The sequence below is a fragment of the Synechocystis sp. CACIAM 05 genome (assembly GCF_010222815.1).
Lineage (GTDB): Bacteria > Cyanobacteriota > Cyanobacteriia > Cyanobacteriales > Microcystaceae > Synechocystis.
In genome coordinates this window covers 1,587,575-1,606,818 of the sequence record NZ_CP019225.1, presented here as the reverse complement: position 1 = coordinate 1,606,818, position 19,244 = coordinate 1,587,575, and the positions used below count along the sequence as shown (strand labels likewise).

Sequence of the window (19,244 nt, the reverse complement as noted above, 5' to 3'; positions counted from 1 at the left end):
GTCTGCTACAATTTTTGAGATTCAATGGGTTTTGATCAATGGCTGTAACGCGGGCGAAAATTGCTTTAGACGCAATGGGCGGTGACTATGCCCCCGAAGAGATTGTTATCGGTGCTATCCGGGCGAGTCAGGAATTAGATGTAGATATTTTCCTTGTCGGCGATCGCCAGGCCATTGAGGATTGTTTAAACCGCCATCCCCATCAGGGCATTAACCTTACCATTGTCGATGCGGAAGGGGTGGTGGAAATGGAAGAAGATGCGGTGGTGGTGCGCCGTAAGCCCAAGGCATCCATTAATGTGGCGATGAATTTGGTCAAAGAAAAACAAGCCGATGCGGTGGTGTCCGCTGGCCATTCGGGAGCGGCCATGGCGGCGGCCCTACTGCGGCTGGGCCGTTTAAAAGGCATTGACCGGCCGGCGATCGGCACCTTATTTCCCACAATGGTTCCCGGCAAATCGGTAATTGTGCTAGACGTGGGGGCCAATGTGGATTGCAAGCCCAAATACCTGGAACAGTTTGCCCTCATGGGGACAGTGTACAGCCAATATGTGTTGGGGGTTGATAGCCCCAAGGTTGGTCTGCTGAACATTGGTGAAGAGTCTAATAAAGGTAACACCCTCGCCCTGCAAACCCATGAATTGTTGCAGAGTAATCCGGAAATTCCCTTTGTGGGCAACGCCGAAGGAAGGGACGTACTTTCCGGTAATTTTGATGTGATTGTTTGTGATGGTTTTGTCGGCAATATTGTGCTTAAATTTGCCGAAGCGGTGGGGGAAATTTTACTGAGCATTGTCAAGGAAGAACTACCCAGGGGCTGGCGGGGCAAATTGGGCGCCATTATTTTAGCCCCCAACCTCAGACGCATTAAGCAACGGGTGGACCATGCCGAACATGGAGGAGCATTACTATTCGGGGTCGATGGGGTTTGTGTAATTAGCCATGGTAGTTCCCGCAGTGGCTCCATTTTTAACGCCATTCGCCTAGCTAAGGAGGCGATCGATAATCAGGTTTCTGTGCGCATTAACAGTTCCACTTCCCTGTTGATGGAACGACAAAAAACAGAGGAATTACAGAATATCTAGAAACTCCCCCCGGCCATAGTGACTCAGGGGCCAGCTTTGTCCTATGCTTTAAGCCTGTAATCGCTCACCATGACATCAGCGGGAGTCAGGACTTTTGAATACCCTTGGCAGTGGCCTCAAAATTATTGGCAGTGGCACGGCGATCGCCGACCAGAGTTTAACAAATCAAGACCTGAGCAACATTGTCGAGACCTCCGACGAGTGGATCCAGTCCCGCACGGGGATGCGCCAACGCTACATTTGTTCGGCCCAGGAAAATTTGGCCAGTTTGGGGGTAAAGGCCGGCCAAAAAGCCCTGGCCATGGCGGGACTACAACCGGAAGACCTGGATTTAATTATTCTGGCCACCTCCACCCCCGATGATTTATTTGGCACTGCAGCCCAAATTCAAGGGGGATTGGGGGCCACCAGAGCCTTTGCCTTTGACATAACGGCGGCCTGTTCTGGTTTTGTGGTGGGGTTGAACGTAGCAGCCCAATTTTTACGCACCGGGGTTTACCAAAGGGTTTTAATAGTGGGAGGGGATGTACTTTCCCGTTGGGTGGACTGGTCGGACCGCACCACCTGTGTGTTATTCGGTGATGGAGCCGGAGCCGTGGTGCTACAACGCCAAGCCCAGGACAATTTGCTCGCCTTTGAAATGTACACCGATGGCACTGGCAATGGCTGTCTTAATTTGTCCTATCAAGCAAACCCTCAACCTTTAACAGCAGAAAAAACCGTTGCCCAGGGCACCTATCAAGCCATCACCATGAACGGCCGGGAAGTGTACCGTTTTGCCGTGGCTAAGGTGCCAGAAATCATCGAAAAAGTACTGTTTAAAGCCCAGTTGACCACCTCCGACTTGGACTGGGTAATTCTTCACCAAGCCAATCAACGCATTATGGATGCGGTGGGCGATCGCCTGGGTATTCCATCCGAGAAAATCATCAGTAATGTGGGGGAATACGGCAACACTTCGGCAGCTTCCATTCCCCTGGCTTTGGATCAAGCGGTGCGGGAAGGGAAAATTAAAGAGGGAGACCTAATCGCCCTGGCCGGCTTTGGGGCCGGCTTAACCTGGGCTGCTAGCATAGTGCGGTGGTAAATAATCAACAGCCTAAAGTAGTTAGTAGCTACTAGGCAATCGATTAGTAAACGTGGAAGGAGCTGGCCACTGTGTCAAACAGACTTTTCACTGTGTCCCACCGGTCTTCTGCCGTGGATAAATCAAACGTAATTAACTTACCCCGGTTAGTGGTCACACTGGCCAAATCGTGGCGCTCCACATTGTCCCCCACCAACACCCGGTACTCCAGAGTGTAATAAACCTGACCGTCCTCATCCCTTGCCTCCGCATTAATTAATTCCGCCTGGCGATCGCCTTGGGAAGCATCGTTAACGGTTTTCATAAAGCGGTAACCCACATCGGTGGCTGTGCCCAAATCCGTCAAGGTTTTATCGCTGGGGATTTCACTAATAATCACGCTCAAATTTTCATCCCGCTCAATCAGGTCCCGGAACACCACATCCACCCCAGGGGAAGCCCCCTTAACGTCCACCCCAATCCAACCATTGGGATAAAGAAACTCATAACCATCTTTAGTGTCACTGTAGCGTTGCAGACTGGCAATGCCCACTCCTCCACAGGCGGTGAGGGTAAAGCTCAGCAGTAAAATTACCAGGACTACAGCATTGGATAGGGACTTTTTCAACATAGGAGAAAGGGAAGAACTGGGCAAGAAGGCAAAATTACCTTTCCTTACCCATTAAACCTCCAATGGTTGACCAGAAACTAGAGGTAGAATGATTCCCGCGAGAAAAAGAGGTTCGACAATTTGCCATGGGCACTGTTCTGAAGCGGGGAGGAAGGCTATGGCCTCCTCAACCAATTTATTTCCTGCCTAACCCAGGGGAAGTTGTTGAGGTTATAAATTTAACTTATTAAAAGATTCGACAAATTTGAGATAGTTTTGCGGCAAAGATACTGCTTAGGAACCAAATATTGCATAGACTTAGAGATATAGTTTTTTTCTAAAAAAATAGTCTTATTTCTATCCATTGAATCGGGGCAATTTAAACTCAGAATAGATTAGTTGTTCCCAGCTGAAACCATCGTGTGCTTTTTCCAGAGGCGTTTTTGGCAATTTTTCCTCTGGTAAATTTCACCGACTTTGGGGCAATGCTCATAATCACCATAGAGTGAAATCCATGAACAAGTTTGAATCAAGACAATCGGAACCAAAGACAAATAACAATGCTGGTTGGATAATTCATGTGTATGATAAAAGTCGCCGTCTTTTATTTGTCCTAGAACCTTCCCACGCTTGGCTCTTTTTCCTGGGTTGTGGTGTCGGCTTACTACTGTCGGTGGTTTGGGTCAATGTTGCTCGCCATAGTCCTCCGCTAGAATCCTCCCCAGTCAAGGTCTCGCCTCCCTTCCAGCTCGACTAGTCACAACAATTTAAAAATCAGAAAAATTGTCCCATTGATCAACTTACAGGGGGCCATTGAGCAAAATCCGGGGCCACCATCTAGTCCCCAAAAAGCTGGCGATCGCCAAATAATAGTAAAACTTATCATTCAAATTTAAAATTACTTAGCAGATCCAGGGGGACAACTGCAAAATTGGCCGGATTTACATATAGACTTTAGCTTATAGATTTCAAGACATGGGCATTCAAACCTGCATAGACAAGAGTCTATACAGAGCGAAGCCAATGGGGTTCATTGCCCCTGGAAAGATCAAGCAAACTGCCGAAGATTCAGGGCCAAGCTTTACTACCCCAATCCCCATAAATTTCAACCAAGGAGACAATTTACATTATGGATTTTTTGTCCAATTTCTTGACGGACTTCGTGGGACAATTGCAGTCCCCAACCCTAGCCTTTCTGATTGGGGGGATGGTTATTGCCGCCCTTGGCACCCAATTGGTAATTCCAGAGGCGATTTCTACGATCATCGTCTTTATGTTGCTCACTAAGATTGGCCTAACCGGGGGCATGGCGATTCGGAACTCCAACTTGACGGAAATGCTCCTCCCCGTGGCATTCTCTGTGATATTGGGAATTCTTATTGTCTTCATCGCCCGTTTTACCCTGGCTAAACTGCCCAACGTCAGAACTGTCGATGCCCTGGCCACCGGCGGCTTGTTTGGGGCAGTCAGTGGCTCTACAATGGCTGCCGCCCTCACTACGTTGGAAGAATCAAAAATTTCCTACGAAGCCTGGGCCGGCGCTCTGTATCCCTTTATGGATATTCCTGCCCTGGTAACGGCGATCGTCGTAGCTAATATTTATCTCAATAAGAGAAAACGTAAGTCTGCCGCTGCTAGCATTGAGGAATCGTTCAGCAAGCAACCCGTTGCCGCAGGAGATTATGGCGACCAAACGGATTATCCCCGTACCCGCCAAGAGTATTTAAGCCAGCAAGAACCGGAAGATAATCGGGTCAAAATCTGGCCAATTATCGAAGAAAGTTTACAAGGCCCTGCCCTATCAGCCATGTTGTTAGGTCTTGCCCTTGGCATATTTACCAAGCCGGAAAGTGTCTATGAAGGTTTTTATGATCCTCTTTTTCGAGGACTACTTTCCATCTTGATGCTGATTATGGGCATGGAAGCTTGGTCCAGAATTGGTGAACTACGTAAAGTAGCTCAATGGTATGTGGTCTATAGCCTAATAGCTCCGATAGTGCACGGGTTTATTGCCTTTGGTCTTGGTATGATTGCCCACTATGCTACGGGTTTCAGTCTGGGTGGTGTGGTAGTTTTAGCAGTTATCGCCGCTTCTAGTTCTGATATCTCCGGGCCTCCTACCTTGCGAGCAGGTATCCCATCTGCCAACCCCTCTGCCTATATCGGTTCATCCACCGCCATCGGTACTCCCATTGCCATCGGCGTGTGCATACCGCTTTTCATTGGGCTTGCCCAGACCCTTGGTGCAGGTTAATCCCCAATAGTTTATGGTCTGTCAGTACTAACTTGACCTAACAGACCAAAAAGATTAACTTACATACTTCTAGGAGATAAACAAAATGGCTAAACCAGCGAACAAGCTCGTCATCGTCACAGAAAAGATTCTGCTCAAAAAGATTGCTAAAATTATCGACGAATCCGGTGCCAAAGGATACACGGTAATGAATACTGGTGGCAAAGGTAGCCGTAACGTGCGCTCGTCGGGTCAACCTAACACTTCCGACATCGAGGCCAATATTAAGTTTGAAATATTGACTGAAACCCGCGAAATGGCTGAAGAAATTGCTGATCGAGTTGCCGTCAAGTATTTTAATGATTACGCTGGCATCATCTACATTTGTAGCGCAGAAGTACTTTATGGGCATACTTTCTGTGGCCCTGAGGGATGTTAAATCAACAATAACTAGGCTCGTTTCTATTCCGGCAACCGCATTCCAGGCAAAACTATTCTTGGGCGGTTGCTTTTTGTTTCTCCAGGGGGCCATGGCCCTATTTCAAATGCTTAGAAAGTCACCATGTTTTCAGTACAACCCAAACTGACCAGGAAAACCTAGATAGAATTGATCCCGACTAAAAACAGAGTAAATTTTCAGAAAAATGGGTCTAAAACCCTGTCCTTGTTTAGCTTTAATCCTTGCCCGCACGAAATCTTAGGTTTGACGACAAAATAACTCAATTGACCTTGTTGTTCCCATCGTACAAAAACCTCGCCCCGGCCCACTGCAACTTATCCCGTAGAGTTTTGTAAAAGGAATAGCTTTCCCGTAGGAGGATAAATTGGGCTGCTCGATGGGCCATCCACACCCCCACCCGTTGCCCAGGCCAAACCCCTGTAGCCAGAGAACCGTCGGTCCAAAGTTTAGTATTTAACTCAAAATCTCCCAGGGGCCAAATGTTTACCGACGAGCCCGGGGGAATGACAATGGGGCGACTGGATAAGCTGAGGGGACAAATGGGAGTAATGACAATGGCGTCCATGCCAGGGTGCAAAATCGGGCCGTTGGCGGAGGAAGTGTAGCAAGTGGATCCGGTTGGGGTAGCGACTAGTAAACCATCGCACTGATACTGATCAATTAACTCCCCATCCACTTCCACTTCGATGATGGCCGTGGGCATGCGGTCAATACTGGCCGGTTTGATGCACATTTCGTTCAGGCAGTAGTAGGTTTCCCCCACCATCTGGGGATCCCGGCGATCGCCTTCAAATAAACTGGCCGCTAACATCATGCGTTGGGAAACGGCATAGCGGTCTTGGCTGAGACGGTCCCACACCGTTTCAGTGTCTTGAAATAAATTAAAGGGTTCCGTCAAAAATCCTAGGTGCCCCCCTACGTTAACGGACAAAATGGGAATGCCTTCGGGGGATAAATGCCTGGCCGCCGCTAGGGTAGTGCCATCTCCTCCTAAAACCAAAGCCAAATCTATTTTTTCTGTGACGGAGGCCAAAAACACTGGATAGGGATTGTCTTTAATGCCACTGGGGCCCATCAGCACCTTACAACCCCTAGCTTCCAGTTCCCTGGCACACCGTTCGGCATAGGTTTTGCTTTCATTGTGCCCGGCTTTATGGGCAATGATGACCTGTTTCAGTTCCACAATGGGGCCTCATAGTGGGGCATGGATTGAACTAGCTTTCGGAACTCTCCGCTGTGGTTAGGGGAGCTTCCTCGATCGCCGGAGTGGTAGAAGCGGCTTGTTTTTCCTTTTTCTTCCGTTCTGCTTCGGCGGCATCTTCCAACACCTTAAGCAGTTGGTCAACTTTTTCCAGATTACTGCGGTACAGGTCTAAATCCTTGACCACTTTATCGAGGGACAAGTCTAATAGTTCCGACAGCTTGGTGAGATAATCTTGACGTTTTTCGTCATTGTCCTTCACCTCTGGGTCCTGGTCAGCTAACAGAGTATAAAGCCCGATGGCAAATAAACGACTGTATTTGAATTTGTGGCGTTGGTGGATCCCCGTGAGGGTGTTGAGCAGAAGATTATCCCCAAATGCTTGTTCGCTGGCGGCGGCGGTTACCCAGGCATCCAGACCAATGTGATGGGCACTGGCGGCCACATTCTTGGCATCTTGGCGCACTTGGTCGGGGTTTTGATCCACCCCATGGCAGAGGGCGTTGAAAATGGCCGGTAATTGTTCGGCGGGTTGATAGCCCTGCATGAAACTATTAAAGGAGGTGACAATGCCTAGGGCAAAAATCGGATCGTAGGTAAAATCAATGTTCACACTGAGCAAATGCATTTCCACCAATAGTTCTTCGACAAAACGCCGGTAGATGGAACTAATGGGACGGCTGTAGTGGGTAAAAAATTTTCGTTTGGCGTCAGAAACAGTGCGAATTTTAGTCACAGGGCCGATTACAAAGGGGGGGATAGTTCCCTACATTTTCCCTTGTTAAGCGGCCTTTGCCAACCTGAACCCTTGCTGGGGGAAGTGCGATCCCCGGGCATTGCTAGAATGGGACAGTCTTAGGGAACAGACCATGCCAGACTTCCAGGCATTTATCGCCATCATTACCACCATCTTGGTGTTTGCCATCGGAGTAGCCCTCAAATATGAAACCATCTACTTCAAAAACTACGAACTCTCCATCCCCCAATGGGCCGGCCTCAGCTTCGCCGGGTTTACTTTCACGTTTGTGGTCTTGGATTAAATCCTACGGGGGTTTGTCCGACTTGAGGAACTACAACGCAGAAATGAAGAAATACAACGAAGAAATGAGGAAGCTAGAGAACGAAAAGCAGACGCGGCACGAGCAAAGGATGAAAGAGCTGAGGCGGCAGAACGAGAAACTCGCCGAACTAGAATCGAAACTCGATATCGTACTACGATCGCCAGATTCCAACTGGACCCCAGCCAACTCCACCGAAGACAGTTAGCGGATATTACCGCCCTATTGGAAGAGTACCGAGATACGCTGTGAAATTGTTTGACACTAAACTTTCGTCAGAGCCACGGGATCTAATTTTGGCTGTATCCCTACCAAGATCCGTCGCAGTGCTCCGCCCATAGCCGAAGGCTTAGGGGGTGGTGAAGCGGGGCACGACCGAAGGGAGTATTTTAGGTAGCCTAAGAAACAGGCAAGCATTTCCTAAACTATAACTATAATAGTCGTATGCTAAACACGACGTGGGAATTTAAGCTAGAGCCAACTGCGGAGCAGGTTTCAGAGATTGAGCAGACCTTGAATGTGTGTCGCAATGTCTGGAATTTTGCGCTGCGGGAACGCAAAGACTGGTTGGATTCCCGCAAGTCTCCGGTGAATGCGTGTTCAATTCGGCAGGAGTTCATCTTGCCAGCGGATGCACCCTTTCCCAGCTATGCGCGGCAGTGCAAGTCACTAACAGCGGCTAAGACCGATTTCCCTGGACTAAAAACCGTCAACGCCCAGGTGCTCCAGCAGGTTATCAGGAAACTAGAGGCTTCCTGGGAGTCGTGGCGGTTAAAGTGGTCGGGCTTCCCTCGGTTCAAAAAACCGAATCGGATGCGGAGCTTTCTCTTTCCGCAGATGCTCAAAAACTGCATCACCCCCGATGGGATTAAACTGCCTCAACTGGGGCTGGTGAAGGTACGTTGGTCGAGGGAAATTCCTGACTTGTTTGAGGTGAAACAGGCTCAGGTTGTCCGCAAGGCATCTGGCTATTTCGTCATGTTGAGCCTTCAGGCTGATGTCGTCATTCCTGCCACAATGCCCCATGGGCATCCGGTGGGAATTGATGTTGGGCTGGAATACTTTCTTTCAACCTCCGATGGAGAACAGGTCAAGCGACCTCGCTTTTTCAATGATCTGCACCGCAAGCTGAAATCGCTGCAACGTCGATTGAAGAATAAGCAGAAGGGGTCAGCGAACTGGCTGAAGCTTCAGAAGAAGATTGCGAGAATCCATCAACGCATTGCCGATACCCGTAAGGACTGGCATTTTAAGTTGGCTCATCACCTTTGTGACAACGCTGGGATGGTGTTTGTGGAAAATTTGGACTTCCGCATCATGGCCAAAGGGATGCTAGGTAAACACACGCTGGATGCTGGGCTGGGTCAATTCACGAACCAAATCCTTCCCTGGGTGTGCTGGAAACGAGATGTCTATTACGGCAAGGTGGATGCGCGAGGCACTAGCCAAGAGTGTTCCGATTGCGGTGCGGAGGTCCGTAAAGACCTCCCGACACGGATTCATCACTGCCATAACTGCGGGTCAATTAAGCCCCGTGATGTGGCAGCAGGTCAAGTTATTTGTGCCCGTGGGCAACGGGTTGTTGAAAATGCCTGTGGAAGGGAAGCGGCGGGGACTGAGGTCACTCAGTCTAACTGGCACCTTTTGAAGCAGGAAATCTTTGGGGCGACCTAAAGAATCTCCATCCATATCGCTTGCCGATTGGGTGGAGAGAATGTCAACGAGAATATGCCCCATGGCTTAGGCTAATTGGTGAGAAAGTTGTTCAGAATTCACGGGCAAAGTATTCAATGGTGTCTCCCATCTCTATCTGGCGATCGCTGATGTTTGGCGGTTTTTCCCCCCAGGAATGGGGCCGGGGCAGTGTGCTCCATCGTTTGGTGGGCTGGGGACGGAGTTGGATACAGGCTAGTGTGCTCTGGCCCCACTTCGAGGCATTGGGTACGGCTCTAGTGGCAATAATTTTTATTGCGGCTCCCTTCACCTCCACCACCATGTTGGGCATTTTTATGCTGCTCTGTGGAGCCTTTTGGGCTCTGCTGACCTTTGCTGATCAACCAGGGAAGGGTTTGACTCCCATCCATGTTTTAGTTTTTGCCTACTGGTGCATTTCGGCGATCGCCGTGGGATTTTCTCCGGTAAAAATGGCGGCTGCATCGGGGTTAGCCAAGCTGACAGCTAATTTATGCCTATTTCTCTTGGCAGCTAGGTTATTGCAAAACAAACAATGGTTGAACCGATTAGTAACCGCTGTTTTACTGGTAGGGCTATTGGTGGGGAGTTACGGTCTGCGACAACAGGTGGACGGGGTAGAACAGTTAGCTACTTGGAATGACCCCACTTCTACCTTGGCCCAGGCTACTAGGGTGTATAGCTTTTTGGGCAACCCCAATCTCTTGGCGGCTTACTTGGTGCCCATGACGGGTTTGAGCTTGAGTGCTCTGGTGGTATGGCGACGGTGGTGGCCCAAACTGCTGGGAGCAACCATGGTGATTGTTAACCTACTCTGTCTCTTTTTTACCCAGAGCCGGGGCGGTTGGCTAGCAGTGCTGGCCCTGGGAGCTACCTTCCTGGCCCTTTGTTACTTCTGGTGGTTACCCCAATTACCCAAATTTTGGCAACGGTGGTCTTTGCCCCTGGCGATCGCCGTGGCGGTTGTATTAGGTGGGGGAGCGTTGATTGCGGTGGAACCGATTCGACTCAGGGCCATGAGCATTTTTGCTGGGCGGGAAGACAGCAGTAATAATTTCCGCATCAATGTTTGGGAAGGGGTAAAAGCCATGATCCGAGCCCGCCCCATCATTGGCATTGGCCCAGGCAACGAAGCCTTTAACCAAATTTATCCTTACTATATGCGGCCCCGCTTCACTGCCCTGAGTGCCTATTCCATTTACCTAGAAATTTTGGTGGAAACGGGTGTAGTTGGTTTTACCTGTATGCTCTGGCTGTTGGCCGTTACCCTAGGCAAAGGCGTAGAACTGGTTAAACGCTGTCGCCAAACCCTCGCCCCGGAAGGCATCTGGATTATGGGGGCTTTAGCAGCGATCATCGGTTTGTTGGTCCACGGCATGGTGGACACCGTCTGGTACCGTCCCCCGGTGAGCACTTTGTGGTGGTTGCTAGTGGCCATTGTTGCTAGTCAGTGGGCCAGCGCCCAGGCCCGTTTGGAGGCCAGTAAAGAAGAAAATGAGGACAAACCTCTTCTTGCTCCATAAGAGCCAATGGCAATAACTTGGCCAGCCAGACTTAACCTTTGCCCTTTTTGAAAATTTGTCAGGAGTCATAACCATGGCGATCGCAGAGCAAACCCATCCCCAAGCAAGTAAAGACCAGGCCATTGTCGATCGCCTCTTGCAGTCGCCCGCCGATACTCCCCACCTGCTCTCCTTGGCAAGGCTGAGAATCCGTTACAAAAATTTTCCCGGGGCCAGGAGTTTGCAGCGAGATTTGGACACTGTGCTCCAGCAATGGCACTTGACCGAAGAAGAACTTTTTGCCCAAACCAGAGCCCTATACGCCAGCGGTGCGGCCCATGCCAAACAGAGTACGGAGGAGCAACAGGACTGGAGCTAGCTCTCGTTAATCCATTGCCCAAACTAGGCTCAGGTAATTTTTCCGGACGCAACTCTCGCATTTGTCAGTGCTGGCCGAGGCTATAGACATTCGAATTAATCTATGGTCAAGCTTTTTGACCGGCATTAATCTCTACTATTGGTGCAATAAGCAATGCTAAAGCCAAAACCAGAGATTTTCCCCTATGCTTAAGGCAATGACTCCCTTTACAAAAATTAACTAAATGTCTAATTTAATTGCCGTTGCCTTCTGTGGCTACTTTGCTCTTTTGATCATTCTCTTCTCAGCCAAAAACTTTCTCGTCAAGGACAAAACCAGTCTTAATCTTCCCGAGTAGATCTTTCAAATGACAACAATGGGAATTAGGTCGTTGTAATCCTGTTTGCCCAAAGTCCCAGCTAGACTAACCCAAATCAAAGTAGGTCAAAACGAGCCTATTAAGCGGGTGGGCTTGAAATGGGCGATAGCAATGTTTCCCGTTGAATTGTTAAGTAGCTCCGAGAGATTAAGAAGGGATTAAAAAACTGTCAGGCTTGGTTAGCGGCGATGATTACCAAGGCTTTGTCGCTCTTTTTCTTGCCCATGGCCACCGGCAATATTTTGCCTTTTGTGCGGTTCTCCACCGGATTACCGACCTTTTAACCGAGGAAACTTTAGGGTAAAGTGAGAGCCATGGAATCCCCTATTGAGTAGAGAATTTAAATTTAAATGGCTTACGCACTACCTAACTTACCTTACGACTACACCGCTCTGGAACCCTGCATTTCCAAAAGCACCCTGGAGTTCCATCACGACAAACACCATGCCGCCTACGTTAACAATTTCAACAATGCAGTGGCGGGTACTGATTTAGATAATCAATCCATTGAAGACGTAATTAAAGCCGTTGCTGGCGATGCTAGCAAAGCCGGTATTTTCAACAACGCCGCCCAAGCTTGGAACCATAGTTTCTACTGGAATTGCATGAAGCCTGGTGGTGGTGGCCAGCCCTCTGGTGCCTTGGCGGACAAAATCAACGCTGACTTTGGTAGCTTTGACGCTTTCGTGGAAGCTTTCAAACAAGCTGGAGCCACCCAATTCGGTAGCGGCTGGGCTTGGTTGGTGTTAGACAATGGCACTTTGAAAGTGACCAAAACCGGCAACGCCGAAAACCCCATGACCGCCGGTCAAACTCCTTTGCTGACCATGGACGTATGGGAACACGCCTACTATTTAGACTATCAAAACCGTCGTCCCGATTACATTGCCGATTTCCTCGGTAAGTTGGTCAACTGGGACTTTGTGGCGGCTAACTTAGCAGCGGCCTAGTTTTTGCCATCAATTCCAAGAAAGCTCTTTAAAAACTCTCTTTGCTCCCCAGACTTGGGCAAAATCGGAGTTAATCTAGACGTTTTCTTCACTTTATGTACCCTTTCCCTAAATTATTGGGGGAAGGGTATTTGCTGGGAGGTGGGAGGCGATCGCCAGTGGCTGAAGTTTCTAATCTGCGTCCCCAATCCACTACACTGGGGAAGCTTGTGGAATCCATTCCCAAAGCCCGTTTAAATTTACTTATTTGATCAAAGTTTTTTCAGTTTTTCCACTACCATGTCCCAGACCTATAACGTAACCTTGCTCCCCGGCGATGGCATTGGCCCCGAAATCATGGCGGTGGCGGTGGCGGTATTAAGCAAAGTGGCGGACCAATTTGGTTTTGCGTTTAATTTTCAAGAGGCTTTAATTGGGGGAGCGGCCATTGATGCCACAGGGCAACCCCTACCGGAGGAAACCCTGGCCCAAGCGAAGGATAGTGATGCGGTATTGTTAGCAGCGATCGGGGGTTATGCCTGGGACAATTTACCCCGTTCCCAAAGGCCGGAAACTGGTTTGCTTGCCATTCGGGAAGGGTTGGGGCTATTTGCCAATTTGCGTCCTGCGACGATCTTCCCCCAGTTGATTGACGCTTCCAGCCTGAAACGGGAAGTGGTGGAAGGGGTGGACATTATGGTGGTGCGGGAACTAACCGGCGGCATTTATTTTGGTAAACCCAAGGGCATTTTCGAGACGGAAACGGGGGAAAAAAGGGGGGTCAATACCATGGCTTACACCGTGGGAGAAATTGACCGCATTGCTAAAGTTGCTTTTGAAACGGCTCGTAAACGACGGGGGCAACTCTGTTCAGTAGATAAGGCTAACGTATTAGATGTGTCCCAACTGTGGCGGGATCGGGTCATGGCGATCACCGTAGATTATCCCGACGTGGAACTGTCCCATTTATATGTGGACAATGCGGCCATGCAATTGGTGCGGAGTCCCAGACAATTTGACACCATTGTGACGGGCAATTTATTCGGGGATATTCTTTCCGATATTGCCGCCATGTTAACCGGCAGTATTGGCATGTTACCCTCCGCCAGTTTGGGCAGTGACGGCCCTGGGTTATTTGAGCCCGTCCACGGTTCCGCCCCGGATATTGCCGGTCAGGATAAAGCTAACCCCCTAGCCCAGGTGCTCAGTGCGGCCATGATGTTGCGCTACGGTTTAGATCAACCCGGGGCCGCCGATTGCCTTGAGGATGCAGTGAAAAAAGTTTTAGAACAGGGTTACCGTACCGGTGATATTCTTTCCCCTGGCACACAACTGGTGGGCTGTCGGCAAATGGGAGAGCAATTGTTGAGCATCCTAGATGAGATGTAAGGACCATTGCCCCTGGCTAAAAACCAGACAAACTCTGCACCATTAATTTCCCCACGGCCAGGTGGTTTTGGTCAAATTAGATCTTGGTCGGATAACTAAGAATCTTCTGGGGTGGCCCTTACGTCAAACCCTATTGTTATTTATGATGATGGCTAACCTGGCTGACATTTTTCGGTCAATGGCTACAACACATATGCGTCCTGAGTGGGGAGTTTGTTATGGTCTTTATTCCTGATGAGAGCGATTTTGATGTGGAGTACAGGAGCGTACCCATGCCCCTAGACCCCAAAATGTTGCGGATGGCCCGACGCATTTATCGCAGTTACCGCATGCTCCACCCCCGATCCCAAAAGCAGCCTCTGGGCATTGCTATCCATAAAGAAACCCACCGGGGTCAACTGATGTTCAATCGTCAGCCAGTGCTGTTGCCAGGGGAATGTTTCGTACCCTTAAACCAACTGGAAGCGGAAGCCCAGGTAGTTTGAACTAGCTTCATCCCTCTGTTATGACCGAATCTTCGCCCCTAGCACCATCGACGGCCCCGGCAACCCGCAAACTTTGGTTAGCGGCCATTAAGCCCCCCATGTACACGGTGGCAGTGGTGCCCATTACCGTTGGTTCGGCGGTGGCCTATGGTCTGACTGGGCAGTGGCATGGTGATGTTTTTACCATCTTTTTGCTGTCGGCGATCGCCATTATCGCTTGGATTAACCTGAGCAATGATGTGTTTGACAGTGACACGGGCATTGATGTGCGTAAAGCCCATTCGATGGTGAATTTGACCGGCAATCGCAATCTAGTTTTTTTAATTAGTAACTTTTTCTTGCTAGCTGGTGTGCTGGGGCTAATGAGCATGAGCTGGCGAGCCCAGGATTGGACAGTATTGGAGTTGATCGGGGTGGCCATATTTTTGGGCTACACCTACCAAGGGCCCCCTTTTCGCCTCGGCTACCTAGGATTGGGGGAATTGATTTGTTTAATTACCTTTGGCCCCCTGGCGATCGCCGCCGCCTATTATTCTCAGAGCCAAAGTTTTAGCTGGAATTTGCTTACGCCTAGCATTTTTGTGGGCATCAGCACGGCGATTATTCTTTTTTGCTCCCACTTCCACCAGGTAGAAGATGACCTGGCCGCCGGCAAAAAATCCCCCATTGTTCGTTTAGGCACCAAGTTGGGGTCCCAGGTTTTAACCCTGTCGGTTGTTAGTCTTTATCTAATTACGGCGATCGGCGTTTTGTGTCATCAGGCTCCATGGCAAACGTTGCTGATAATTGCCAGTCTGCCCTGGGCAGTGCAATTAATTCGCCATGTGGGGCAATATCACGACCAACCGGAGCAAGTCAGTAACTGTAAATTTATTGCTGTTAATTTACATTTCTTTAGCGGCATGTTAATGGCTGCGGGCTATGGCTGGGCTGGCCTGAGCTAAGGACTACCACCGCCAGTGGGTTAAGATGAATTACATTATGAGCAATGGTTTGTCCCCTACCCCCATCAACGCCCCAGGCTGGTTAAACACCGGGGTTGCTAGTCTTTTGGTCAATGGCCATGTTCCCCAAGGCTTAGAATTGACCAATCAAAATTTGGCTGGGTTAGTGTTTCCCCATGGGGACCTCAGCCAGGTCGCCTTGATCGGCTGTGATTTACGCTTTGCCAATCTGGAAGGGGCGGATTTGACGGATGCCAATTTGATTGCTGCCAGTCTGCACAAAAGCAATTTACGGCGGGCTAATCTCTGTCGGGCGATGTTAAATCGTTGCAATTTAAGTGAGGCGGATTTAACTGAAAGTGATGCTAACGAAGCCCTTTTTTGTCAGGCCATCTTTACCGAAGCAGAAGCCCACGGTTTAAGACTTTACCGAGCTAACCTTAGCCAAGCCCAATTAATGAGGGCCCATCTCCACCAGGCCTATGCTCCGGAAGCGGATTTTAGTGCGGTGGCGGCGATCGCCGTTGATTTGCGCTGGGCTAATTTAAGGAAGACTAATTTTCGGGGTGCGGATTTACGCTATGGCAATTTTCGAGGCGCTAATCTGACCCGGGCGGATTTCACCGGGGCCAACCTCAAGGGAGCCAATTTGCGGGGGGCCAATTTAGTGGGCACTAACCTGCAACGGGCCGACCTCAGTGATGTTACTTGGTAGATGAAAAGATTTTGATCTCAACTCTGATAAAAACAATAAAAACTGACCTTTGCAATACCGTCGTTTTGGCCGCACCAATCTGAATTTATCTGTTTTTTCCCTGGGCACCATGCGGGGCTTAGGCGATCGCCAGCAATTTGTGGCTACGGTGGAAAAGGCTCTAGCCGGGGGCATTAACCACATCGAAACAGCGGCGGCCTACGGAGAAAGCGAAGTTTATTTGGGGGAATTGCTCACAAGCTTTAACCGGGAAAATATTCACCTCACCAGCAAAGTTTGCCCCACGGAGAACTCAGCACAATTTATCCAGGGCCTTGACCGTTCTCTGCAACGACTCCAGGTGGATTATTTAGACTGCTTTGCTATCCATGGCATTAATACCTCCGAGCATTGGCAATGGGTACAGCAATTGTGGCCGGCGATAGATAGGGCTCAAAAACAGGGGAAATTTAAACATCTTGGTTTTTCTACCCACGGTAGTTTGCCCTTAGTACAGGAAGTAATTGCTTCAGGAAAATTTGCCTTCGTTAATTTGCATTATTACTGGTTTAATCAACATCTCGCTCCGGCGATCGCCTCGGCTCATGGGCACGATATGGGCATTTTCATCATTTCCCCTGCTGACAAGGGCGGTCAACTATACACACCAACCGTAACTTTGCAGAACCTCTGTCAACCCTTTACCCCTTTGGGTTTAACCTACCGTTTTCTGCTGAGTGACCCCCGCATTACTACCCTGAGTCTTGGCCCCGCCATTCCCCAGGAATTGAATCACCCCCTATCCCTTGGCGATCGCCTGGAGCCATTGAGTGAGCAGGAACAGGCGGTTTTGCAAAATTTGCTCGACCATCAACAACAAGCATTGGGCACCGACGCTTGCCACCAATGTTATCAATGTTTGCCCTGCCCAGAGGAAATTAACATTCCCGAAATTCTACGTCTACGCAATTTGGCCGTAGCCTTCGATATGCAGGATTTTGGTCAGTACCGCTATCAAATGTTGGAAAATGCGGGGCACTGGTTTCCCGGCAAAAAAGGCGATCGGTGTACCGACTGCGGGGATTGTTTGCCCCGGTGTCCCCATAATCTGGCCATTCCCGAGCTTTTGCGGGATACTCACCAAAGGTTGCGGGGTAAAAGCCGTCGTCGTTTATGGCAGGATTGATCATTAGGCTATAAATTCAACTTCTGTTTTTCGCCTCCATAATCTACCAATTAGGACTAAAGCCTATCGATACCATCTACGGCCAAACCCAACGGCTTAAAACCAGTCAAATTAAGCAACTAAAGCGCCTCTATCAACAGCGTCTCCCCGGCGATCGCCTGCTGACGATGGAATTAGCCCAGCGTTTAGGGGCCATCAGCCAGGAAATTAAACAGCCGGTTTCAGTGTATGTGAACCGACGGGGGCAAATTATCCGGGTGGGGGTAGGTACGCCCCGGCAAACCCAAATTCCGCCCTTGGAATTGCCCCGCTATGGGGAAAAGCGACTCTCAGGTATTCGTTGCCTGACCACGGATTTAAAAGGGGAAGCTCCTAGGGAATCCAGTTTAATTGCCATGGCTCTGCAAAGATTAGATGCCCTAGTGGTGCTAAGCGTTACTGGCCAGGGTTTTGCTAAACGGGGCGGCGGCGTCACAGGCTATGTAGACACGGGGTATTTGGCCCATTTATTGCCCCAAAGCAGTGATGATATGGAGGATAGGGTGGCCGATTGGGTGGTTTCCCCTGCGGTGGATTTGGAAGATTTAGCCGAAGAAGCCATCCTCGATTTGGTGGAAAACCTAGAGGCAGAATTTGAGCGGGAATTCGTCGCTCGCCAAGTGGAAGCCGGCCAGGAACGGGTGCTGGTGATGGGACTAAAAACCAGTGAAGTGGATGACCAAAGCTTTGCCGAAGGTTTAACGGAGCTAGAACGACTGGTGGATTCCGCCGGCGCTCAGGTGCTCCAGGTCATGCAACAAAATCGGAGTAAACCCCATCCCCAAACCGTAGTGGGGGAGGGCAAGGTGGAAGAGTTGGCCTTGGCGGTGCAAACCACCGGAGCCAATCTAGTAGTTTTCGACCGGGATCTGTCCGCTGCCCAGGTGCGGAACCTAGAGCAACGCTGTGGAGTTAGGGTCATTGACCGCACGGAATTAATTTTGGATATTTTTGCTCAGCGGGCCCAATCCAGGGCCGGTAAATTACAGGTGGAATTAGCCCAATTAGAATACCTGCTACCCAAATTGGTGGGTCGAGGCCAGGGCATGTCCAGGTTGGGGGGAGGCATCGGCACTAGGGGGCCAGGGGAAACCAAGCTGGAAACGGAACGGCGCACCATCCAAAGTCGCATTGCCAAGCTACAAAAGCAGGTTAATGAGTTACAGTCCCATCGCTCCCGGCTAAGGAATCAACGCCAACAACAGGCTGTCCCCACCGTGGCGATCGTCGGTTACACCAATGCGGGCAAATCTACTTTACTTAATGCTCTCACCCAAGCGGATATTTACGCCGCGGACCAATTGTTTGCCACGTTGGACCCCACCACCAGGCGTTTATCCTTGTTGGATCCGGGGAATCAAACCTACCATCCCATTTTGCTAACGGATACGGTGGGCTTTATCCATAAATTGCCCGACGCTTTGGTGGATGCGTTTCGGGCCACGTTAGAAGAAGTAACGGAGGCGGATCTACTGCTCCAAATGGTGGATCTATCCGACCGAGCTTGGCGACGGCAAATTGCCTCAGTGGCTAATATTTTGGCAGAAATGCCTCTGGCTACGTCCCCCATGGTGATGGTGTTCAACAAAATTGACCAGGTGCCCAGCGAAGCTTTAGCAGCGGCCCAAGCGGATTATCCCGAGGCAATTTTCCTGGCGGCGGCCCAGGGCATTGGCTTGGAAACTCTGAAAAAACGTTTACTAGAGCAAATTCTGACGGATTTGACTGATTAGTGTCTATTTCACACTAATTATCGCTCTTCTATCATTGTGGGCAGGATAAAATGGAGAAGATAGCCTGAAATGCAGAGGTGGTATGTGGTATGTAGTTGCCCCACGTGCAGCAAAAGAAACAGTACAATTCATTGACAAATACTGCGAAGGATACAGAGACTTATTTCCAGAAGTGAGAAGCTTTGAATACTTTAAATACTT

19 protein-coding genes are annotated in these 19,244 nt (G+C 49.7%); 16 read left to right on the top strand and 3 right to left on the bottom strand.

Features of this window, described 5'->3' with window-relative positions; all coding sequences use genetic code 11:
* Positions 1–38: 38 nt before the first annotated feature.
* Together plsX and BWK47_RS07725 are read left to right on the top strand one after the other, a co-directional pair.
* Positions 39–1,085 (top strand): phosphate acyltransferase PlsX, encoded by a 1,047-nt coding sequence (plsX, locus tag BWK47_RS07730; protein ID WP_162328205.1) that lies wholly within the window; start codon positions 39–41, stop codon positions 1,083–1,085.
* Between the two features lie 94 nt (positions 1,086–1,179).
* The gene (locus tag BWK47_RS07725; RefSeq protein ID WP_010872643.1) at positions 1,180–2,172 is read left to right on the top strand and encodes a beta-ketoacyl-ACP synthase III; all 993 of its coding nucleotides are present in this window, start codon (positions 1,180–1,182) and stop codon (positions 2,170–2,172) included.
* Between the two features lie 43 nt (positions 2,173–2,215).
* Here the strand turns inward: BWK47_RS07725 and psbP are convergent, their stop codons facing one another.
* Positions 2,216–2,782, bottom strand: a complete 567-nt coding sequence (psbP, locus tag BWK47_RS07720; protein ID WP_162329643.1) for a photosystem II reaction center PsbP — start codon at positions 2,780–2,782, stop codon at positions 2,216–2,218.
* Between the two features lie 493 nt (positions 2,783–3,275).
* Here psbP and BWK47_RS07715 point away from each other — a divergent pair, with 493 nt between their 5' ends.
* The 3 genes from BWK47_RS07715 to BWK47_RS07705 all read left to right on the top strand — a co-directional run bounded on the left by BWK47_RS07715 (position 3,276) and on the right by BWK47_RS07705 (position 5,433).
* Complete coding sequence (locus BWK47_RS07715; protein ID WP_162328204.1) at positions 3,276–3,518, top strand: hypothetical protein; 243 nt, start codon at positions 3,276–3,278, stop codon at positions 3,516–3,518.
* Between the two features lie 372 nt (positions 3,519–3,890).
* A complete protein-coding gene (locus tag BWK47_RS07710) occupies positions 3,891–5,015 on the top strand; it encodes a sodium-dependent bicarbonate transport family permease (protein WP_010872645.1) in 1,125 nt (374 codons plus the stop codon).
* Positions 5,016–5,100: 85 nt separating this feature from the next.
* Positions 5,101–5,433, top strand: a complete 333-nt coding sequence (locus BWK47_RS07705) for a P-II family nitrogen regulator (RefSeq protein WP_010872646.1) — start codon at positions 5,101–5,103, stop codon at positions 5,431–5,433.
* Positions 5,434–5,713: 280 nt separating this feature from the next.
* Here BWK47_RS07705 and BWK47_RS07700 read toward each other — a convergent pair whose 3' ends face one another.
* Together BWK47_RS07700 and psb29 are read right to left on the bottom strand one after the other, a co-directional pair.
* Positions 5,714–6,637: an NAD(+) kinase gene (locus BWK47_RS07700; RefSeq protein ID WP_162328203.1), complete on the bottom strand. Its 924-nt coding sequence runs from the start codon at positions 6,635–6,637 to the stop codon at positions 5,714–5,716.
* A gap of 31 nt (positions 6,638–6,668) precedes the next feature.
* On the bottom strand, positions 6,669–7,391 hold the full coding sequence (psb29, locus tag BWK47_RS07695; RefSeq protein WP_162328202.1) for a photosystem II biogenesis protein Psp29: 723 nt from the start codon (positions 7,389–7,391) through the stop codon (positions 6,669–6,671).
* 133 nt (positions 7,392–7,524) lie between these two features.
* Between psb29 and BWK47_RS16860 the strand changes: the two genes are divergently transcribed.
* The 11 genes from BWK47_RS16860 (at position 7,525) to hflX (ending at position 19,043) form a co-directional block, all read left to right on the top strand.
* Positions 7,525–7,695 carry a hypothetical protein gene (locus BWK47_RS16860; protein ID WP_010872649.1) on the top strand — a complete coding sequence of 57 codons (171 nt, stop codon included), beginning with the start codon at positions 7,525–7,527 and terminating at the stop codon, positions 7,693–7,695.
* A gap of 462 nt (positions 7,696–8,157) precedes the next feature.
* Positions 8,158–9,387 (top strand): RNA-guided endonuclease InsQ/TnpB family protein, encoded by a 1,230-nt coding sequence (locus tag BWK47_RS07690; protein ID WP_162328201.1) that lies wholly within the window; start codon positions 8,158–8,160, stop codon positions 9,385–9,387.
* A 116-nt stretch (positions 9,388–9,503) separates the two neighbouring features.
* Positions 9,504–10,928: an IctB family putative bicarbonate transporter gene (locus BWK47_RS07685; RefSeq protein ID WP_162328200.1), complete on the top strand. Its 1,425-nt coding sequence runs from the start codon at positions 9,504–9,506 to the stop codon at positions 10,926–10,928.
* Positions 10,929–11,001: 73 nt separating this feature from the next.
* Entirely contained in the window at positions 11,002–11,286 is a 285-nt protein-coding gene (locus BWK47_RS07680; protein WP_162329642.1) for a DUF3288 family protein, read from the top strand.
* A gap of 708 nt (positions 11,287–11,994) precedes the next feature.
* Positions 11,995–12,594, top strand: a complete 600-nt coding sequence (locus tag BWK47_RS07675) for a superoxide dismutase (RefSeq protein ID WP_010872652.1) — start codon at positions 11,995–11,997, stop codon at positions 12,592–12,594.
* A 279-nt stretch (positions 12,595–12,873) separates the two neighbouring features.
* Positions 12,874–13,962 carry a 3-isopropylmalate dehydrogenase gene (gene leuB / locus BWK47_RS07670; protein WP_162328199.1) on the top strand — a complete coding sequence of 363 codons (1,089 nt, stop codon included), beginning with the start codon at positions 12,874–12,876 and terminating at the stop codon, positions 13,960–13,962.
* Positions 13,963–14,180: 218 nt separating this feature from the next.
* Positions 14,181–14,447, top strand: a complete 267-nt coding sequence (locus BWK47_RS07665) for a hypothetical protein (RefSeq protein ID WP_010872654.1) — start codon at positions 14,181–14,183, stop codon at positions 14,445–14,447.
* A gap of 20 nt (positions 14,448–14,467) precedes the next feature.
* Positions 14,468–15,391: a 2-carboxy-1,4-naphthoquinone phytyltransferase gene (menA, locus tag BWK47_RS07660; protein WP_162328198.1), complete on the top strand. Its 924-nt coding sequence runs from the start codon at positions 14,468–14,470 to the stop codon at positions 15,389–15,391.
* 25 nt (positions 15,392–15,416) lie between these two features.
* A complete protein-coding gene (locus tag BWK47_RS07655) occupies positions 15,417–16,106 on the top strand; it encodes a pentapeptide repeat-containing protein (protein WP_162328197.1) in 690 nt (229 codons plus the stop codon).
* A gap of 109 nt (positions 16,107–16,215) precedes the next feature.
* Entirely contained in the window at positions 16,216–17,271 is a 1,056-nt protein-coding gene (locus BWK47_RS07650) for an aldo/keto reductase (RefSeq protein ID WP_162329641.1), read from the top strand.
* A 167-nt stretch (positions 17,272–17,438) separates the two neighbouring features.
* Positions 17,439–19,043, top strand: a complete 1,605-nt coding sequence (gene hflX / locus BWK47_RS07645; RefSeq protein WP_162328196.1) for a GTPase HflX — start codon at positions 17,439–17,441, stop codon at positions 19,041–19,043.
* Positions 19,044–19,244: the final 201 nt, after the last annotated feature.

Excerpts from the sequence above, each read along its gene's own strand:
- BWK47_RS07655 (WP_162328197.1), top strand. The coding sequence starts at position 15,417 with ATGAATTACATTATGAGCAATGGTTTGTCCCCTACCCCCATCAACGCC.
- BWK47_RS07690 (WP_162328201.1), top strand. The coding sequence starts at position 8,158 with ATGCTAAACACGACGTGGGAATTTAAGCTAGAGCCAACTGCGGAGCAG.
- BWK47_RS07685 (WP_162328200.1), top strand. The coding sequence starts at position 9,504 with ATGGTGTCTCCCATCTCTATCTGGCGATCGCTGATGTTTGGCGGTTTT.
- BWK47_RS07675 (WP_010872652.1), top strand. The coding sequence starts at position 11,995 with ATGGCTTACGCACTACCTAACTTACCTTACGACTACACCGCTCTGGAA.
- BWK47_RS07650 (WP_162329641.1), top strand. The coding sequence starts at position 16,216 with ATGCGGGGCTTAGGCGATCGCCAGCAATTTGTGGCTACGGTGGAAAAG.
- BWK47_RS07715 (WP_162328204.1), top strand. The coding sequence starts at position 3,276 with ATGAACAAGTTTGAATCAAGACAATCGGAACCAAAGACAAATAACAAT.
- hflX (WP_162328196.1), top strand. The coding sequence starts at position 17,439 with ATGGAATTAGCCCAGCGTTTAGGGGCCATCAGCCAGGAAATTAAACAG.
- BWK47_RS07705 (WP_010872646.1), top strand. The coding sequence starts at position 5,101 with ATGGCTAAACCAGCGAACAAGCTCGTCATCGTCACAGAAAAGATTCTG.
- BWK47_RS16860 (WP_010872649.1), top strand. The coding sequence starts at position 7,525 with ATGCCAGACTTCCAGGCATTTATCGCCATCATTACCACCATCTTGGTG.
- BWK47_RS07710 (WP_010872645.1), top strand. The coding sequence starts at position 3,891 with ATGGATTTTTTGTCCAATTTCTTGACGGACTTCGTGGGACAATTGCAG.
- leuB (WP_162328199.1), top strand. The coding sequence starts at position 12,874 with ATGTCCCAGACCTATAACGTAACCTTGCTCCCCGGCGATGGCATTGGC.
- psbP (WP_162329643.1), bottom strand. The coding sequence starts at position 2,782 with ATGTTGAAAAAGTCCCTATCCAATGCTGTAGTCCTGGTAATTTTACTG.
- BWK47_RS07680 (WP_162329642.1), top strand. The coding sequence starts at position 11,002 with ATGGCGATCGCAGAGCAAACCCATCCCCAAGCAAGTAAAGACCAGGCC.
- BWK47_RS07665 (WP_010872654.1), top strand. The coding sequence starts at position 14,181 with ATGGTCTTTATTCCTGATGAGAGCGATTTTGATGTGGAGTACAGGAGC.
- plsX (WP_162328205.1), top strand. The coding sequence starts at position 39 with ATGGCTGTAACGCGGGCGAAAATTGCTTTAGACGCAATGGGCGGTGAC.
- menA (WP_162328198.1), top strand. The coding sequence starts at position 14,468 with ATGACCGAATCTTCGCCCCTAGCACCATCGACGGCCCCGGCAACCCGC.